The following is a 17,407-nucleotide window of genomic DNA, read 5'->3' on the forward strand; positions in this document are numbered from 1 at the left end:
TAAATTTAAAAAAGGAAAAAACTACTGATCTCAGCAGCTTTTTCCTTTTTATATATAAATTGCGAGAGGAAGAGCTATGACAAAGGTGCATCGGCGATTAGTTTCTATTTTAGAGGAGTTTTTAGAAGAGAAATCGATGTTAAATCGAGCTTTTTTAGCGAGCCGTTTACATGTATCAACGAAGACGATTCAAAAAGATATAAAATTATTAAATGATATATTGGAAGAAAACGGAGCGAAAATTGAATCACAAAGAGGGACTGGATACGAACTAGAAATTATACAAGCGAAGAAGTTTGAAGAGTTTTGCGTGAGTCTATTTCAAAAACAGACAGAAAAAATCCCGACTTCTTATGAAGAAAGGGCAGCGTACATTCTGCAACGTATTTTAACGACAGATGGGTATGTGAAGCTTTCACAGTTAGCAGAGGAGATTTATGTAAGTAAATCGACTGTAAATTTAATTATGAAAGATGTTACAGATATATGTGGTCGCTATAAATTACAAATTGAAAAGAGACCGTATTATGGTATACGTATTGTCGGAGAGGAGTTTCATATTCGTTCTTGTTTATCACAATATGGTTTACCGCGTTATGACCATACTCCGTTTCATGAGCAATTTGAGCAGAATGATACATACTTATCGTTACCTCATATACCGCTTATCCGTTCGGTTATATTAAAGTATATCGAAGGAGGAACGATATATTTATCAGATATAGAAATTGATAATTTAGTCATTCATATTGCAATTGCATTAAAGCGTTGTGAAGATCAACATTATATGAAAGGACTACATGCAGAGCAAGCTGAACTTATAATAAAGAAAGAATATACAATTGCGAAAGAGATTTTAGGGGAGTTAGAGAAAGAGTTGCATCTTTCATTTCCAGAAGAAGAAGTTTTATATGTGACGATGCATTTATTAAGTACTGCTGTTACAGCGAAAGATCGTTATGAAAATGTGGAAGAACTATTAGGAAAAGATCTATATGCATTCATGCAACATATTCTTTTTAAAGTAGCGGAAGAACGGAATCTTATTTTTTATTATGATGAAGAATTATTATTCGGGTTTGGTGTTCATTTAAAAACGTTATTAAATCGTTTGAAGTATAAGTTAAATACGAGAAATCCTCTTTTGGCAGAAGTGAAAAAGAATTATCCGTATGCTTTTGAAATTGCGGTTCTCGTTGGAGATATAATTGGTGAATACACGGGAGAATCGATTCCGGAAAGTGAAATTGGTTATATTGCGATTCACTTCGGCGGAGCGATGAGTCGTTTACAGGAACAGAATCAAAAGAAAAGATGTTTATTAGTTTGTGCCACTGGTCAAGGAAGTGCCCAACTATTGAAATATAAAATTCTATCACAGTTCCGAGATAAATTAGAGATTGTGGGAATTACCGGTTATTATCAATTGAAAGTAGAAGACCTTTATAAAGATAAAATAGATTGTATTATTAGTACGATTCATATACCAAGTGGTTTACCTGTGCCTGTTATAAAAGTAAACTCAATATTTGATGATAAAGAGATTAATTCAATTGGTCAGCAGTTATTTACGCATGTGAATACTAGTGTACAGCAATATATGAAGGAAGATTTAATCTTTTTAAATCACAGTGCTTCTACGAAGGAAGAGGTTATACGATTTTTATGTGAGAAAGCTGCTGAGAAAAACTATGTACCAGAAAACTTTTATGCTTCTGTTATGGAAAGAGAAAATACGTCTCCGACAGCGGTTGGGAATTCAGTTGCAATCCCGCATCCGATGCAGTTATTAAGTGAGGAAACTTTTTTGATGTTTTGCACACTTGAAAAGGCTGTTGATTGGGGAGGTAAAAAAGTACAAGTAATTATTTTATTTAGTGTAAAGCGCAATAATAATGAAGATTTGCAAAGGCTGTATGATTTTTTATATGATATTATGTCTAGTCAAACTACGATAGAGAAACTTACTCAGACCGAGGTAATTGAAGATTTTCAAGAGATTTTATTATCATTTTGAAAAAGTATATAAAAACTTCCGTTACATAACGGAAGTTTTTTATGTTTAATTGTATGCGTTTTCATAATAAGATAAAAATATAGAAAACATATAGCTTGGGGGAATTTAAAATGGCTGATATGCAAACTCCATTTGCGTTAATTTTACATGGTGGCAATGCGAGAAGTGCGGCACTTGAAGCAATCGCTTTTGCAAGACAAAGAGATTTTGAGAGTGCGAGTGAAAAGATGACACTTGCTAGTGAAGAAATTTCAGCAGCTCATCGTATTCAAACGGACTTAATTCAAGAAGAAGCAAGAGGAAATCATACAGAAATCAGTTTACTGTTAGTGCATGCACAAGATCATTTAATGAATGCAATTACAGTGAAAGAACTTGCTGAAGAATTTATCACTCTTCATAAACGAATAGAAGAGAAAGTGACAGTATAAGATGTATATTTTATTATGTTGTGCAGCAGGTATGTCAACGAGTATGGTCGTAAGAAAAATGCAAGAAGAGGCAAAGAAGCAGGGGAAGAATTATAAAATTAAGGCGGTTGATTCAGAACTAGTGAAACTTGAAATTAAGGAAGCTGATGTCGTTTTAATTGGTCCACAAGTGAAATATTTATTTCCAGCTGTAGAGTTTCTTGCAAATTCATACAATATACCAGTTGCGATTATAGACCAACGAGATTATGGCATGTGTGATGGTTTGAAGGTGCTTAAGCAAGCAGAACAATTAGTTTTAGCATAATTATATTTTTTAAATATAAACATTATAATGTTATAAAGTTTATTTCATTCTTTTATAGTAGAGAGAAAGAGGAGGGGTTTTGATGAATGGTTTTATGAGTTTTATGGAACAAAAGATTATGCCAACAACGCAAAAAATCGCAGGACAACGACATTTATTAGCAATTCGAAACGGTGTTATTTCTACATTACCGTTAACGATTGTCGGATCATTTTTCGTTATCTTTTTAAATTTACCAATTGATGCATATATGGAATGGATTGCACCGTTTCGTCATATTTTAGATATTCCATTCCGATTTACAGTAGGACTAATGGCATTATACGCAGCGTTTGGTGTAGGGGCTTCGCTCGCGAACTTTTATCAGCTCAATCAGTTAAGTGCAGGGTTATTATCTGTACTCGCCTTTTTACTAGCATCAGTTGAACCAATTCAAATTACGAAAGCTGTACCAGGTGTTATTGATGCAGGGAGATATATTTCAGTAGGAACATTAAGTGCAACGTCTTTATTCGGCGCAATTGTTACAGCTTTAATTGCAGTAGAAATTTATCACTTTATGATTAAGCATAATATCTCGATTAAATTACCAGATAGTGTACCACCAGCAGTTTCAAATTCGTTTGCAGCATTAATTCCAACGTTAGCAGTTATTCTTTTATTCTGGGGCATTCGTTACGGTTTGAAATTTGATGTAAATACAACAATCACATACTTAATCGCACCACTGAAATCAGTATTAGTAGGAAATAATTTATTCGGCGGTTTATTAACAGTATTCTTAATCGTATTCTTCTGGTCATTCGGTATACATGGCCCTGCGATTTTAGGACCGATCATTCGTCCAATGTGGGATTCAGCAATTCTTGAAAATATGGAAGTATTCACAGCTACAGGAAATGCACATCAATTACCAAACCTATTTACAGAGCAATTTATTCAATGGTTCGTATGGATCGGTGGATCAGGATCAACGTTAGCTTTAGTTATTATGTTTATGTTCTCTAAATCTAAGTTCCTAAAAGAGTTAGGTAGATTATCATTCGTGCCAGGTTTATTCAATATTAATGAACCAATTATTTTCGGGGCACCAATTGTAATGAACCCAATCTTAATTATTCCGTTCGTTATTACACCGTTAGTGACAACGACAGTATCATATTTCGCAGTTGTTTCAGGTATGATTCCGATGATGATGGCGAAATTGCCATTTACGATGTTAGCGCCAATTGCAGCGGTTATTAGTACGGACTGGACAATTATGGCTGGTGTACTTGTACTTGTTAACTTTGTTATCTCATTCGTTATTTACTATCCGTTCTTCAAAATGTATGAGAAACAACAATTAGCAGGAGAGGAGAAAGAAAAATGCTCGGAGCAATTATCATCTTAATTACATTTGTAGCGGGGCAGTGTATTGCACATTATTCAAAATGGGTACAAAGTAAATCGTTATTAGTTTTACTATTAGTATCAATTATATTTATCGGTAGTTCAATGGGTGCCTATGTAATGCTAACCTTACAATCACCGTACGTAATTATTGTACCAACGATTTTATGTGCAACATGTTTATCTGCAAAATATAGATTTACGAGCATGGCATTAATACAACGTGTGAAGGAGATGCAAAAGCATGGAGCGTAAATTAGGAATTTCACTTTATCCAGAGCATTCAACGAAAGAAAAAGATATGGCATACATTTCGGCAGCGGCACGCCACGGTTTTTCAAGAATATTCACATGCCTATTATCTGTGAATCGTCCGAAAGAAGAGATTGTAGCTGAATTTAAAGAAATTATTCATCATGCAAAAGATAACAATATGGAAGTTATTTTAGATGTAGCTCCAGCTGTCTTTGATCAGCTTGGTATTAGTTATAGTGATCTATCATTTTTCGCAGAGTTAGGTGCAGACGGTATTCGATTAGATTTAGGGTTTGATGGATTAACTGAAGCGAAAATGACGAATAACCCGTACGGCTTAAAAATTGAGCTAAACGTAAGTAACGATATTGCGTACTTAGAAAATATTCTTTCGCATCAGGCAAATAAGTCAGCTTTAATTGGTTGTCATAACTTCTATCCGCAAAAATTTACTGGACTTCCATACGAATATTTCATTCGCTGTAGTGAACGCTTTAAAAAACATGGTATTCGCACGGCAGCGTTTATTACGTCACATGCAGCTAACATCGGTCCATGGGATATTAACGACGGATTATGTACATTAGAAGAGCATCGTAACTTACCGATTGAAGTACAAGCGAAACATTTATGGGCGACAGGGCTTATTGATGACGTTATTATCGGAAATGCTTATGCAAGTGAAGAAGAGTTAGAGAAACTAGGAAACTTAAATCGTTACATGTTACAGCTAAAAGTACACTTTGTAGACGAGGCGACTGAAGTAGAGAAGAGAGCCACGCTACAAGAATTACATGTAAGACGCGGCGACATAACAGAGTATATGGTACGTTCTACAGAAGTACGTAAAAAATACAAAGACTATGACTTCCCGGTGCGCGAAAGTGTACGACAGGAAAGAGGCCAAGTTGTAATTGGTAACAACTCATTTGGTAAGTATAAAGGCGAATTACAAATCATTCTAAAAGAAATGCCGATAGATGAACGAAAAAATATTGTCGGTACAATTGCAGAAGAAGAGTTATTCTTACTAGATTATGTAGGAGCTTGGACGCAGTTTACTTGTGTGGAATAAGGAAGAGAAGGAGAGGATGCTGTGGCATCCTCTTTTTTCTGTTGAAATAGAATTGGACGGGAGTGAAGAAGAAAAATATGAGAATCATAAAAAAGTCAGCCTCAACAATGAGACTGACTTTTTTATACGAACTAGTTTAATACTCTAACTGTAACTGTTTTACGTCCCCAGCTACTTGATGAACCTTTATCTGGCATTAAAACGTCGATTTTATTTCCTTTAATAGCTCCACCAGTATCACCAGCGATTGCTACTCCGTAACCTTCAACCCATACTTTTGAACCTAATGGAATGACACTTGGATCAACTGCAATAAGTTTCATGTTTGGATTAGCTGTTAAGTTATGACCTAAAGCTGATTTTACTTGGTCGCCTGCTTTATAACCATTTTCAAGTGGATCTGCTGTGTAAGCTGTTGCTACAACACGTAACTCACGAGAAGATGCTGGTGCACTTGTTTCAGTTTCTTTTGCAACAGGTTGTTGTGTAGCTGGTTTTTGAGCTTTAGCCGCTTCACGAGCTTTAGCTGCTTCTTGAGCCTTAGCCGCTTCACGAGCTTCAGCTGCTTCTTGAGCCTTAGCCGCTTCACGAGCTTCAGCTGCCTCTTGAGCTTTAGCCGCTTCACGAGCTTTAGCTGCCTCTTGAGCTTTAACTGCAGCTTGAGCTTCAGCTTCTGCCTGAGCTTTAGCTGCTTCACGAGCTTTAGCCGCTTCCTGAGCTTTAATTGCTGCTTGAGCTTCAGCTTCTTCTTGAGCTTTAGCTTCTGCCTGAGCTTTAGCTGCCTCTTGAGCCTTAGCTGCTTCACGAGCTTTAGCCGCTGCTTGAGCTTCAGCCGCTTCACGAGCTTTAGTTGCTTCCTGAGCCTTAGCTTTTGCTTGCGTTTCAGCTACCTCGCCTGCTTTAACTGCTTCACGAACTTTAGCTGTATCTTGAACTGTAGTTGTTTTTTCAGCTTTAACTACTGGTTGAACTTTAACTGGAGCTTTACCTGTTAAGTAAGGAACGTGAACATAAGCTGTTTTTCCGTTATATTCAAATTGGATCCAACCATTTTCAACTTGGTGTGTTGTTTCAATTACGTCATCTTGTTTCAATTTACCAAGAATCTCTGAGTCTGTGTTTGCACCAGCACGTACGTTTAATACGTTAGCTGTTACGTAGTAAGTGTCTTTTGTGTAGTCAGCGCTAATGAAAGCTTCTTTACCGCTGTTTAATTTCACTTTTGACCATCCGTTTTCTGTATGTAAAACGTTAACTTTATATCCATCTAATAATTTTCCTACAACTTTTGATTCAGTAGTTGGGTTTTCTCGTACATTTAGTACATCAGTCGTTACGATTGTTTCTGCTTTAGCAGATGTTGTGAAAATCCCAAGACCAAAAACCGCTGCTGTTGCTATACCCATAAATTTTTTCATAATAGCCTCCATTGCATTTGTTTTCGTTGACCTCATTATAGCAACCATTATTTTCTTATTTGCGAAAAACATAGAATTACAAAGCTTTCGTAACGGCTCATTAATATTCTGTAATAATTCCAGCAATATCCTAAAAGCGCTTTCTTATAGTTTTTAGGGGAGGTTTGAGCATAATATGCATAAAAAGGGGAGTATTTCAATTTCTAATAGGTTAATAATATTTCTGTGATGTTACACTATTGTTTCTTGAGTATTACAAAAATGGTGTATTTTGCTGTTGAAACAGGTGATTAGTTATGTAAAAATAACTATTTTGGCTGTAGAGGAATATAAATGAGGGGAAATTTAATGAAAAATGGCCATAATTGTTACAAAATAAGTCGAGGTATGGAAAAAATTACGCCTTGATTTTTGCCTGTCACATATTATTTTTGCAATAATAGGATTCTATAATAGCTTTAGTAGGTTAAAATAATTAAAGGTGTTTATAACATGAAACATATATAATAGAAGAAACACGATTTAATAGATAAAGTGAAACTTTAATCAGTGGGGGTTTTCTTCATCCCCCACTGATTATTAGCCCTCACCAATCGGACTTTAATGGGCAGCCCGACCCCCACCTAACTTCTTTGCTTTCACTGAATTTTGAGGTGGGGGTCTTACTGCCCATTAAAGCGGGATAAATAAAAAACGTAGGAGTGTAAACTCCTACGTTTTTTATTTATTCATATCGTAAACATTCAATTGGGTCCAGTTTTGCAGCTTTGTTAGCTGGTAGTAGACCGAATAGTATACCGATTAACATGGATAGGGCAACAGAGATAAGTCCTAGTTTTAGTGAAACGACAAGTGGCCATCCTGCAAACATTGCGACAATCCATGCGAAGAAGATCCCAAGCATAAATCCGACAAAACCACCTAATGCTGTTAAAATGCAAGCTTCGATTAAGAATTGCATTAATACTTTACCACGTGTTGCACCTAATGCTTTACGGATACCGATTTCGCGTGTCCGCTCCGTTACAGATACTAGCATAATGTTCATTACACCAATACCACCTACAAGTAAGGAAATAGCAGCAATACCACCGAATACGCTTTTTAGTATACCTGTGAAGCTATCAATTTCTTTTAAGAATTCTTGTGGATCTGGTACTTCAAATTTACCTGAATGCTCTGGTTTTTTTGCTTCATTTAATGATTTTACAACTGCTTCTTGAACAGTTTCCTTGTCTTGACCAGGAGCAATTTTTACTGTTACAGAATCGTAGTTGTTTTTTCCGAATAGTACGGGCCAATTTTCTGCTGAAATGACACCTTCTTTAAATGTCATGCCGCCCATCATTGCTTTTACTGAATATACGCCAACTACTTTGTATGGTGTACCTTTTATATCTATATATAAGTTTGGTTCCCATGAAGAATATAATTTATCAAAAGCATCTGTATTTAATACAATTGTATGTTCAGGTCTGTCTAAATCAGCTGCTGTTAAAAATCTACCGTGCTCAAGTTTGAATTTAGATGTATCTTCAAAATAATCACCTTTTGCACCGGTAATATCTAAATCTAATTCTTTTTTTCCTGCATATACTTTTTCTTTTCCTTTTACATCTGGATAAACTTCTTGTACACCAGAAATTTTTGATATACTTTCATACATGCTTGAGGAAATTTTTCCGTCCATATCTGAGTAATCTTCCGTCTTATAATTTACAGAAAACTGATCTTTTTTTTCGTTCCCGATTTGTTCGCGGAACTTTGCATTTGTTCCATCCCCAATCGAGATAATGGTAATGATGGCACTAACCCCAATAATAATTCCTAGCATCGTTAAGATAGAACGCATTTTATGAGCAAAGATAGAGGAAAGGGCCATGCGTATATTTTCACTCGTGTTCAAAATTAACCTCTCCAATCTTGGACGATATTTCCGTCACGAATTACAATTTGACGTGCTGCAGCTTCCCCGATTTCACGATCATGGGTAATCATAATGATTGTTGAGCCTTGTTTATTTAATTCGTAAAAGAGGTCCATAATTTGTGTACTTGTTTTCGTATCAAGTGCCCCCGTTGGTTCATCGGCTAAAATGAACTTTGGATTATTTACGATTGCACGTGCAACAGCGACACGCTGTTTTTGTCCACCTGATAATTCGTTCGGTAAGTGAGTAGCACGATCAGCTAAACCTACTTTTGTTAAAGCAGCTAATGAGCGCTCACGTCTTTCTTTTTTATCGACTCCAGCGTAAATAAGAGGTAGTTCTACATTTTGAAGCGCTGTAAGTCTCGGTAATAACATGAAGTTTTGGAATACGAATCCGATCTCCTTATTACGAACGCGTGCAAGTTCTGTTTCAGACATGTTTGAAATGTTTTGCCCAGCTAGTTCGTACGTACCTGTCGTCGGTTTATCTAAACAACCGATAATGTTCATTAATGTTGATTTACCAGAACCAGATGGTCCCATAATAGAGGTGAATTCTCCTTGGTTCAATGTTACGTCAATACCGTGTAATATTTGAACGGATTCTGCACCGTTTTGGAAGGATTTCGTGATGCCTTTTAAGTTAATCACTGGGCGACAACCTCCATACCATCTTTTAAGTCTTTTTCCGGTTTAGAGATAATTTCCTCTCCTTTTTTCACTCCAGAAACTTTTGCTTCGCTATCTGTTTCGAATTCAACAGTAACTGCTTGTTCTTTCGCTTTACCGTCTTTTACAACGAAGACAACATTTTTGTCACCTTTTTTCACGATGCTGCTTTTTGGAACAATTGTACCAGTTGCTTCGCCAGATTTACTCATTACATATACATGGAAGCCATTTTGTAATTCTTCACTATTATCTAATGTGACAGTGAATTGATAGTTAGAAACTGTTTTGTTTTCGTCCATACTCTTTAATGGTGTAGAACCGATTTCTGTTACTTTTCCTGTCCAAGTCTTTCCAGCGACAGTTTTTGAAGAAACAGTTACTTCTTGCCCAACTTTCATACTAGCAAGCTCATATTCAGAAAGTTGACCTTTTACTTTAAATGGACCAGCATGACGAAGTGTAATACCGCTCATACCTGTTTTTTCATCAGCGATTTTTACGATATCATCAATTACGCCATCAGCAGGGCTCGTTACAGAAAGATTGTTTACTTTCTCTTTTGCTGCTTTAATCATTTCATCAGCTTTTTCAACTTCAAACTTTTTCATTTCAATTTGTGATTCTACTTGCCCAACTTCGGCTTCTGATGCTTTTAATGCTTCAGCAGGAAGGCCTGCATTTTTATCTTTTTGTAATTTTTGTTTCGCTGCATCAATTTGTTTTTGGAGCAACGTTACTTCTTTTTGTGCGATTTTCTTTTGCATTTCTGCTTCTGTTACACCTTGTTTCGCAGTCGGATCATTGTATTTAAATAGAAGCTGACCCTTTTTCACTTCATCGCCTTTTTTAACAGCTAATTCATATGTTCCTTTTGTTGGATCGAATGAAATTGTTTCAATTCCGTTTGGAATGACTTCACCGCCAAATTTTTGCGCGTTTTGGATTTGTTTTTCGGTTACTTTATATCCGCTATATGCCATTGCTACATCTGAACCGCCCCCAGCAAATGCAAAGTATGATCCAGCTGCAATTCCGATTGCTACTACACTAGTAATTAACACTTTATTTTTCTTTTTCATCTATTTATCACCTTTTCGTTCGTTTTAGTATCTACATTAAGTATAGAAGAGGTGAAGAATCTGACAAATCGTTTTAGCTTACAATAACCTTACAGTTTTGTAAGGTATGAATATGTAAATGTAAGGTAGAGCTTGTCCCAGTGTAAGCAAATGAATTGACTCGTTGTTTCTTTCTTACAATAATATTGTATGAAGGAGAGGAGGAAGGAAGATGGAAGCTTATTTTAGTGCGCATCCATTAAAACCGTTTATTCCCTACTCAAGGCAACATGCCATTATATTATTTATTCTGTTGGTGGGAATCGTTTTTTTATATCAATACCAAGATGTATTACGTCAAAATGAGTGGAATATAACGGTTCGATATGCGATTGCATTTTTATTTATAGGGAGTGAAATTGGACTGCATATGTGGGAGTGGAAAGCAGGGATTTTTGAGCTAGCCACTTCATTACCGTTTGAGTTATGTACGATTAGTTTGTTGTTAGCGTCAATTATGATCATAACGAAAAGTTACCGTATATATGAGATTGTATTTTTTACAGGAATTATTGGTGCATCACAAGCCATTTTAACACCGAACTTGCAGTATGTTTTTCCGCATTTTCGTTTCATTGAATATTTTATCGCGCATATATTGCTCATTTGGGCGCCACTCTTTATGACTTGGGTGGAAGGATATCGTCCGACAGTACAATCTATTAAACGCACAATGATATTTTTAAACATATTGATTCCAATTGTTTCGTTTGTAAATTACAAAACAGGTGGTAATTATATGTTTTTAGCTCATAAGCCAGAAACAGCTTCATTACTTGATATGTTAGGACCACATCCTTACTATATTATTTCATTAGAACTCGCAGCGCTTATTGGATGTTTTATTTTATATATGCCATTTGCGAAAAGAGAAAAACAGTTACACAAAGAATCGTTAGGGTCATAACCTAGCGATTTTTTATATATTAAATATTTACAATTCAGAAAATTAAGAATAAAATTAAAGGGTAAATTATATAGAGAGAAGGGCGAAAATGGTCAAAAAGGTATTTTTGAATGGAATGGAAGTGACGATTCAATTTCTTATTTCGATTTTGGGTATTATTATTTTAGGTGCACTGCCGAAATTATTTTATGGGTTTGAGCTAAATGTATCAGAATACATAAAAAGTCTAAAAGAAGTATTTGCGAAATTAATGGATATCTCCAATATGCAATATGCAAGTGGTAAATTTGTATTTCCACAGTTGTTTGTCCATTATAAAGAAACAATCGTTATTTTTTTGGCTGCATTTTTCATTTCATTATTTGTAGCATTTTGTATTGTCTATATGATTATGAGTAGTTCGCCGCGTATACAACATCGCATTAAATCATTTCTCATCTTTCTAGAATCCATTCCAGACATTCTTCTTATTTTAGTATCACAAATTTTAGTTATATGGTTTTTTAAACAAACAGGTTTTTTACCTTTTAAAATTGCGGCAATTGGAGGCGAGTCAATTAGAGGATTGCCGATACTTTGTTTGAGCATCCCGACTACGATTATGTTTGTAAAACTGTTAGTGCTTCGTTTTGAAAATGAATTAGAAAAAGATTATGTATTATTTGCTAAGGCGAAAGGTTTGGGGCGTTTTCATATTTTAAATCGTCATATTTTACGAAATGTGTTGCTTAGTACACTTTTCTTTGCGAAAACGAATATCTTTTTTATGTTATCAAATTTATATATTATAGAATGGATTTTTAATACGAGAGGTATTTTTATGTTTGTGAAATCATATCCGGATATGAAGGTTGAGTTGTTCATTGTTAGTGTGCTACTTATCTACATTCCAACTTTTATTTTATTTAAATCGTTTCATTATCTTGTTCCGGCTGCGATGAAGGAGAGATTATAATATGTGGACGTATATAAAACGTGATAAAAGGTTTTGGATAAGCGTTGGATTTTTTCTCATATTAGTTCTTTTGAGCATCGGAAATACGTTATGGAATGATGGACACATTAGACAAGTTACATTGCAATATGATGCGGATGAAAATCCAGAAGTGCCACCGTTTTCACCTTCATTTCAATTTTTACTTGGGACAGACCGGAATGGATATGACCTTTTACATTTAGTAATTGAGGGAGCAAAGTGGACGATTGGAATATCGTTTTTAATCGCATTACTTAGAATGGTAATGGGGGTGTTTTTCGGTGTTTTGCTCGGAACATATATAAAAAGAGGCTTTTCAAAGATTGAGGCTTTTTTTGACAGTTTTACAGTTATTCCGACAGTTATGATTGCGTATTTCTTTCTTCAATCTGTGAATAGCTTTGGAAGCGGAGAGGAGACATCAACTTTTTTTGAGCGAGCTTCGTTTCAAGTTGTATTACTTGTAATGCTTGCGATGCCGGTTATTGCACTGTATGTCGCGAAGGAAGTTCGTAAATTACAAACGGAAGAATTTGTTGATGCTGCGCGCATATTAGGCGGATCGAGGAGACGTATTGTTATAAAACATCTTTTTCCGCATCTCTATATGACTTTTATAATCGTATTTCTTCAACAGTTTACTCAAACTTTGACTATTTTACTTCATTTAGGGTTACTTGAGGTGTTTTTTGGAGGGACAGTCCAGTTTGGTGGACCGATAGGGATAAAAGAAATAGAATCGTACACACACGAATGGTCAGGGTTAATTGGGGTATACTTTAGATCTTTAACAGTGCATCCATGGATTCCTCTCGTCCCAATTACATTTTTCGGGCTTACTATTTTTTCAGGAAATATGATTGTGAAAAGTATAGAAGAGGCGATGTTGAAAGTAAGATTAGGAGGAGAGATAAAGAAGGACGTAGTAGAAGCGGAACAATCTGCTGTGCAGTCAAAAGAAGAGTTATTTACCTTTAAACATACGATGTGAAGAGAAAAAGAAGCAAGCATAGATTTCATGCTTGCTTCTTTTCTTTATTTTGTAGAAACTTCACCTGCAGCTTCTGTTTGCGGAATAAAGTATCCAATTATACCGCCGATTATTGCTGGAATGATCCAGCCAATTCCTAAGTTATAAAAAGGAATGGTGTGTACGATATTAGCGATAAAGCTTGGTATCATTTCCACATTATCAAGTGCATGAATACAGCTAATAATAAATGCTGCGATCATTGCTCCAATGTAGACAGAAGGTTTACGTTTCGTATATTTATCGATAAATGATACGAAAACTAAAATGATCGTAATTGGGTACAAAATAATTAATACAGGTAGTGTGATTTTAATTAATAAGCTTAATCCTAAGTTTGAAATAACGAAACTAAAGATACAAACGTATAGCACAAGCTTTTTGTATGAAACATTTGTTAGCACTGTTGTGAAGTAATTTGCAAATGCACTTACAACACCAATTGCCGTTGTTAAACAAGCGAAGATAATGGCGATACTTAATAAAATATTACCGCTTGTCCCAAAGAATTGATACATAACAGTAGCTAATAGTTGACCACCGTTTTCGAATTGCCCTAAGTTCCCGTTTGAAGCTCCGATATAACCGAGTAAGAAGTAAACAATTGTTAAGAATAGAGCAGCAATGCTTCCGCAAATGATTGTATATTTTGCGATAGATTTCTTCTCTTGTATACCGTTTTGACGAATTGTATTTACAACAATTGTTGATAGTACGAGAGCGCCAATTGCATCTAACGTTAAAAATCCTTCAAGAAATCCTTTGAAAAACGGGATGTCTTTATAGTCACCGATAGGCTCTGCAAACGTTCCTGGTGAAAGAATTGCTTTTGTTGCCATAATTGCAATAATTCCAAGTAAAATTGGCGTTAATATTTTTCCGATATGATCTACTAATTTTGATGGATTTAATGATAAGAAGTAGACGACTGTAAAGAAAATCGCACTAAAAACTAACATAGAGTACCATTGGTCTGGGAAAAGTGGTGCAATCCCAATTTCGTAAGATACAGATCCAGTTCGTGGAATAACAAATAGTGGGCCGATTGAAAGATAAATAATGATAGCGAATACTGCTGCAAATTTTGGATGAACACGGCTTGCTAACGTGTTAAAACTACCACCGGCAAGGGCTACAGCGACGATAGCAAGTAGAGATAAACCGACGTCTGTAATAATAAATCCTGTAATGGAAATCCACATATTTCCTCCGGAAGAAAGACCGAGAAGGGGCGGGAAAATCATATTACCAGCACCGAAGAAAACTGCGAATAGTAATAAACTAATCGAAAGTATTTGTGCTGGTTTTAAAGTTGTACGCATATAAAGAAAATCCTCCTAATGAGTGTTTTTGTCGAAAATTCAAACAATTTGTCGAGTAACTGTTATTATTTTAAAGGTCTGATGACTAGAAAGCAATAGGGAATTTTGAAAAAATTAAAAAATAATGCATTAAATCGAATAAATATACTATTTATATGTTTAATAGGAAGGATTTAACTTATAACGTAAAAAAACACATATCACTAGGATACGTGTTTTAAAAAAATATTTTTTTATCGCGTTCTTCTTTTAAAATTTCAACGGCTTCTCGGAAACGTTGTGAATGGACAATTTCTCGTTCACGTAAGAAGCGTAGGCTGTCATTTATGTCGGGATCGTCTGATTGATTAATGAGCCATTGATATGTGGCACGTGCTTTTTCTTCAGCGGCAATATCTTCGTATAGGTCGGCAATGGGATCACCTTTAGCTTGTATATAGGTTGCAGTAAATGGAACACCAGCTGCGTTATGATAATGAAGTGCGCTGTCATGATCGACGTAATGAGGATCGAGACCAGCTGCCTTCATCTGTTCAGGAGTCGCATCTTTTGTTAGTTTATAAACCATCGTAGCAATCATTTCAAGATGTGCAAATTCTTCTGTACCAATATCGGTAAGGAGGCCAATGACTTTATCAGGAATTGTATAACGCTGATTTAAGTAACGTAGTGCAGCAGCTAACTCTCCATCTGCGCCGCCATATTGCTCAATTAATAATTTTGCAAGTGCTGGATTGCAAGTTCCTACTTTAACTGGGTATTGTAATTTCTTCTCATAAATCCACATAGTTTCTCTCCTTTATATTTGCCATGGCCAAGGACCTTTGCTCCATTCCCAAGGGGCATTAGAATAGCTATTTCCATACTGTTGAAGTGGCCCATATTTTTCTTCCATCTGTTGTTTTAATACTCTCCGTTTATAGGAAAAGTCATTAAATTGATTAATAGCTGCCGTATCATCTGGGTGGGTGTCTAAGTAAAGAGTTAGTTCAACTAGTACAAAGTCTAGTTCTTGGAGATTCTCTAAAAGTCGATAGTATTCTTCTGGTAGTGGCTGGTTCACGTCAGTAGTCACCGCCCTTTTTTATAAGGATTTTCATAATAGTCATAAAAAACAGGCCATAAGGTTCCTTTTTGTAGCGCTTCTTTCGGTGAGAATTGTGGTAAATTTGGCGGTTGAAAACCTAAAAATAAATTAGGAGGAGTAGAGTAATATTTTTTTCCGATAGGAGGGCAAGGATCTTGAGGACTATGATAGGGCACGAATGATCTCATATATTTATTCACGAATAAACCTCCTTACATGTTCATTACTACGTATTGTATTCAGACATAATGAGCATTTATGACACATATAAAAAAGTAATAGGTACGGGGGGAATGAATGTGGAGACTGTGAAACAATTCATTGTATTGGAAGTGAAAAACTTAAAGGAAACGTTGTATTTTTACGAAGGGATTTTAGGAATTAAACCTAGTTTAGAAAGACCGCAATTAGATGTAACGGGGGTTTGGTATGATGCTGATTCAACGAGAATTAGTTTTGTCATGAATCGCATGTTAGGTGGGCGGGAAAAAAGTGTTATAGATTCATGTGAGGCTTTAACATTTACGATTTCTAACATAGAGAAATTGAAAAAGAAGCTAGCGTTTTATGAAATTTTATATACAGAAAATGAATGTGCAAAGAGTATTGTAGTACAAGACCCAGATGGATATAAACTTCAAGTGGTGGAGAAGGATGAATAGACGGAGGGGATTTAGTGGAGAGAAATTATGAAGAAAGTGCATTGTTTGAGCATCAATTTTGGCTAAAGGTACTTACTGATCATGCGCAGTTTTTACTTGATGCGTTAGCGCCGAAGGAAACAGAGGATATAAAGAAAGCTACTTACTTTGTTGAAACATTTACGAATCTGTTAAATAAAGTTCGGAATGTAAATCTGATGGCATTCTCAAAAGAGGCTGAACAAGCTGCTAAGGAAATTCGGGCATTTAAATTAAATATTATACAGAAGCAGTTGGAAGGGAAAATTACGATTCATTTTACGCCAACTTTTATTAATCATATGGTAAACGAAGTGGAAGAGTATATAACAGTTTTAGAGTTTTTGAAGAAAGGGGAAGTTCCGCCTGTTTTTCATGAACTGCACTATCATCTCGTTTGGTTAACGGATGCGGCTGGTCATGCGGGTTCTATTTCTGGTGGGCTAGATCTTGTTGAAAAAAGATTAAAAGAGAAAAGCGAAGAATTTACGAAGCATTTTGAACAATTTTACTTAAAGGCGGTTGAGATGACTGGATATTTACGAACGGAGCTTCATCATTTTCCAGCATTGAAGAAGTTTACAAAAGATGTTTCACTTGAATTGAAATTATTTTCACATTTTTTACGTGAAGTTGAAGAATTGGAGTTATCAAATGAAGTATTAAGTACATTATCAGCTAGAATGGCAGACCATATGGCAAGAGAGGAATGTTATTACTTATTAAAATTAGCTCAATCGTCTGGACTTGAAATGCCAAAATGTAATCCGCTTTAAAGAAAAAGAGGT

At 35.6% G+C, this 17,407-nt stretch carries 19 protein-coding genes; 11 read left to right on the forward strand and 8 right to left on the reverse strand.

All coding sequences use genetic code 11. The features are described 5' to 3' along the window. The first annotated feature begins 76 nt into the window (after positions 1-76). From EKQ63_RS05670 to EKQ63_RS05695, 6 genes are all read left to right on the forward strand, one after another. On the forward strand, positions 77-2,017 hold the full coding sequence (locus EKQ63_RS05670) for a BglG family transcription antiterminator (RefSeq protein ID WP_143880818.1): 1,941 nt from the start codon (positions 77-79) through the stop codon (positions 2,015-2,017). A 110-nt stretch (positions 2,018-2,127) separates the two neighbouring features. After that, positions 2,128-2,448: a PTS lactose/cellobiose transporter subunit IIA gene (locus EKQ63_RS05675; RefSeq protein ID WP_143880819.1), complete on the forward strand. Its 321-nt coding sequence runs from the start codon at positions 2,128-2,130 to the stop codon at positions 2,446-2,448. A gap of 1 nt (position 2,449) precedes the next feature. After that, a complete protein-coding gene (locus EKQ63_RS05680; protein WP_000275642.1) occupies positions 2,450-2,755 on the forward strand; it encodes a PTS sugar transporter subunit IIB in 306 nt (101 codons plus the stop codon). Between the two features lie 82 nt (positions 2,756-2,837). After that, positions 2,838-4,148 carry a PTS sugar transporter subunit IIC gene (locus EKQ63_RS05685; RefSeq protein ID WP_001013055.1) on the forward strand — a complete coding sequence of 437 codons (1,311 nt, stop codon included), beginning with the start codon at positions 2,838-2,840 and terminating at the stop codon, positions 4,146-4,148. Beyond that, the gene (locus EKQ63_RS05690) at positions 4,124-4,402 is read left to right on the forward strand and encodes a hypothetical protein (protein WP_087951440.1); all 279 of its coding nucleotides are present in this window, start codon (positions 4,124-4,126) and stop codon (positions 4,400-4,402) included. The genes EKQ63_RS05685 and EKQ63_RS05690 overlap by 25 nt, the downstream gene beginning before the upstream one ends. After that, complete coding sequence (locus EKQ63_RS05695; protein WP_016716537.1) at positions 4,392-5,477, forward strand: DUF871 domain-containing protein; 1,086 nt, start codon at positions 4,392-4,394, stop codon at positions 5,475-5,477. The genes EKQ63_RS05690 and EKQ63_RS05695 overlap by 11 nt, the downstream gene beginning before the upstream one ends. Before the next feature lie 131 nt (positions 5,478-5,608). Here EKQ63_RS05695 and entC read toward each other — a convergent pair whose 3' ends face one another. The 4 genes from entC to EKQ63_RS05715 form a co-directional block, all read right to left on the reverse strand. Continuing rightward, a complete protein-coding gene (gene entC, locus EKQ63_RS05700; protein WP_143881755.1) occupies positions 5,609-7,018 on the reverse strand; it encodes a cell wall-binding protein EntC in 1,410 nt (469 codons plus the stop codon). Positions 7,019-7,619: 601 nt separating this feature from the next. Continuing rightward, positions 7,620-8,777 (reverse strand): ABC transporter permease, encoded by a 1,158-nt coding sequence (locus EKQ63_RS05705; RefSeq protein WP_411469470.1) that lies wholly within the window; start codon positions 8,775-8,777, stop codon positions 7,620-7,622. Positions 8,778-8,803: 26 nt separating this feature from the next. Further along, complete coding sequence (locus EKQ63_RS05710; RefSeq protein ID WP_000609103.1) at positions 8,804-9,478, reverse strand: ABC transporter ATP-binding protein; 675 nt, start codon at positions 9,476-9,478, stop codon at positions 8,804-8,806. After that, positions 9,475-10,578 carry an efflux RND transporter periplasmic adaptor subunit gene (locus tag EKQ63_RS05715; RefSeq protein WP_087951443.1) on the reverse strand — a complete coding sequence of 368 codons (1,104 nt, stop codon included), beginning with the start codon at positions 10,576-10,578 and terminating at the stop codon, positions 9,475-9,477. Before EKQ63_RS05715 ends, EKQ63_RS05710 begins: the two co-directional genes overlap by 4 nt. Positions 10,579-10,789: 211 nt before the next feature. Here EKQ63_RS05715 and EKQ63_RS05720 point away from each other — a divergent pair, with 211 nt between their 5' ends. The 3 genes from EKQ63_RS05720 to EKQ63_RS05730 all read left to right on the forward strand — a co-directional run bounded on the left by EKQ63_RS05720 (position 10,790) and on the right by EKQ63_RS05730 (position 13,491). Next, positions 10,790-11,524, forward strand: coding sequence for a YwaF family protein (locus EKQ63_RS05720; protein ID WP_143880820.1), 735 nt, complete (start codon positions 10,790-10,792; stop codon positions 11,522-11,524). An 88-nt stretch (positions 11,525-11,612) separates the two neighbouring features. Further along, positions 11,613-12,479, forward strand: a complete 867-nt coding sequence (locus tag EKQ63_RS05725; protein ID WP_087994034.1) for an ABC transporter permease subunit — start codon at positions 11,613-11,615, stop codon at positions 12,477-12,479. Position 12,480: 1 nt separating this feature from the next. Next, on the forward strand, positions 12,481-13,491 hold the full coding sequence (locus EKQ63_RS05730) for an ABC transporter permease (protein WP_087951446.1): 1,011 nt from the start codon (positions 12,481-12,483) through the stop codon (positions 13,489-13,491). A gap of 44 nt (positions 13,492-13,535) precedes the next feature. Here EKQ63_RS05730 and brnQ2 read toward each other — a convergent pair whose 3' ends face one another. The 4 genes from brnQ2 to EKQ63_RS05750 all read right to left on the reverse strand — a co-directional run bounded on the left by brnQ2 (position 13,536) and on the right by EKQ63_RS05750 (position 16,139). Further along, positions 13,536-14,852, reverse strand: a complete 1,317-nt coding sequence (gene brnQ2, locus EKQ63_RS05735; RefSeq protein ID WP_143880821.1) for a branched-chain amino acid transport system II carrier protein BrnQ2 — start codon at positions 14,850-14,852, stop codon at positions 13,536-13,538. Between the two features lie 217 nt (positions 14,853-15,069). Further along, positions 15,070-15,639, reverse strand: a complete 570-nt coding sequence (cotJC, locus tag EKQ63_RS05740; RefSeq protein WP_000265276.1) for a spore coat protein CotJC — start codon at positions 15,637-15,639, stop codon at positions 15,070-15,072. Between the two features lie 12 nt (positions 15,640-15,651). After that, positions 15,652-15,915: a spore coat protein CotJB gene (gene cotJB / locus EKQ63_RS05745; protein ID WP_001075543.1), complete on the reverse strand. Its 264-nt coding sequence runs from the start codon at positions 15,913-15,915 to the stop codon at positions 15,652-15,654. 8 nt (positions 15,916-15,923) lie between these two features. After that, positions 15,924-16,139 carry a spore coat associated protein CotJA gene (locus EKQ63_RS05750; protein ID WP_087951448.1) on the reverse strand — a complete coding sequence of 72 codons (216 nt, stop codon included), beginning with the start codon at positions 16,137-16,139 and terminating at the stop codon, positions 15,924-15,926. Positions 16,140-16,172: 33 nt separating this feature from the next. On the opposite strand from EKQ63_RS05750, the gene EKQ63_RS05755 reads away from it, so the two are divergent. Together EKQ63_RS05755 and EKQ63_RS05760 are read left to right on the forward strand one after the other, a co-directional pair. After that, entirely contained in the window at positions 16,173-16,601 is a 429-nt protein-coding gene (locus EKQ63_RS05755) for a VOC family protein (RefSeq protein ID WP_173602243.1), read from the forward strand. A gap of 14 nt (positions 16,602-16,615) precedes the next feature. Beyond that, a complete protein-coding gene (locus EKQ63_RS05760; RefSeq protein WP_087994037.1) occupies positions 16,616-17,395 on the forward strand; it encodes a DUF2935 domain-containing protein in 780 nt (259 codons plus the stop codon). Positions 17,396-17,407: the final 12 nt, after the last annotated feature.

The sequence above is a fragment of the Bacillus sp. BD59S genome, from assembly GCF_007363175.1.
Taxonomy (GTDB): domain Bacteria; phylum Bacillota; class Bacilli; order Bacillales; family Bacillaceae_G; genus Bacillus_A; species Bacillus_A pacificus.

Bases quoted from the DNA above. Each gene is read 5' to 3' on its own strand.
- EKQ63_RS05670 (WP_143880818.1), top strand. From the start codon at position 77: ATGACAAAGGTGCATCGGCGATTAGTTTCTATTTTAGAGGAGTTTTTA.
- EKQ63_RS05675 (WP_143880819.1), top strand. From the start codon at position 2,128: ATGGCTGATATGCAAACTCCATTTGCGTTAATTTTACATGGTGGCAAT.
- EKQ63_RS05680 (WP_000275642.1), top strand. From the start codon at position 2,450: ATGTATATTTTATTATGTTGTGCAGCAGGTATGTCAACGAGTATGGTC.
- EKQ63_RS05685 (WP_001013055.1), top strand. From the start codon at position 2,838: ATGAATGGTTTTATGAGTTTTATGGAACAAAAGATTATGCCAACAACG.
- EKQ63_RS05690 (WP_087951440.1), top strand. From the start codon at position 4,124: ATGCTCGGAGCAATTATCATCTTAATTACATTTGTAGCGGGGCAGTGT.
- EKQ63_RS05695 (WP_016716537.1), top strand. From the start codon at position 4,392: ATGGAGCGTAAATTAGGAATTTCACTTTATCCAGAGCATTCAACGAAA.
- EKQ63_RS05705 (WP_411469470.1), bottom strand. From the start codon at position 8,777: ATGGCCCTTTCCTCTATCTTTGCTCATAAAATGCGTTCTATCTTAACG.
- EKQ63_RS05715 (WP_087951443.1), bottom strand. From the start codon at position 10,578: ATGAAAAAGAAAAATAAAGTGTTAATTACTAGTGTAGTAGCAATCGGA.
- EKQ63_RS05720 (WP_143880820.1), top strand. From the start codon at position 10,790: ATGGAAGCTTATTTTAGTGCGCATCCATTAAAACCGTTTATTCCCTAC.
- EKQ63_RS05725 (WP_087994034.1), top strand. From the start codon at position 11,613: ATGGTCAAAAAGGTATTTTTGAATGGAATGGAAGTGACGATTCAATTT.
- EKQ63_RS05730 (WP_087951446.1), top strand. From the start codon at position 12,481: ATGTGGACGTATATAAAACGTGATAAAAGGTTTTGGATAAGCGTTGGA.
- brnQ2 (WP_143880821.1), bottom strand. From the start codon at position 14,852: ATGCGTACAACTTTAAAACCAGCACAAATACTTTCGATTAGTTTATTA.
- cotJC (WP_000265276.1), bottom strand. From the start codon at position 15,639: ATGTGGATTTATGAGAAGAAATTACAATACCCAGTTAAAGTAGGAACT.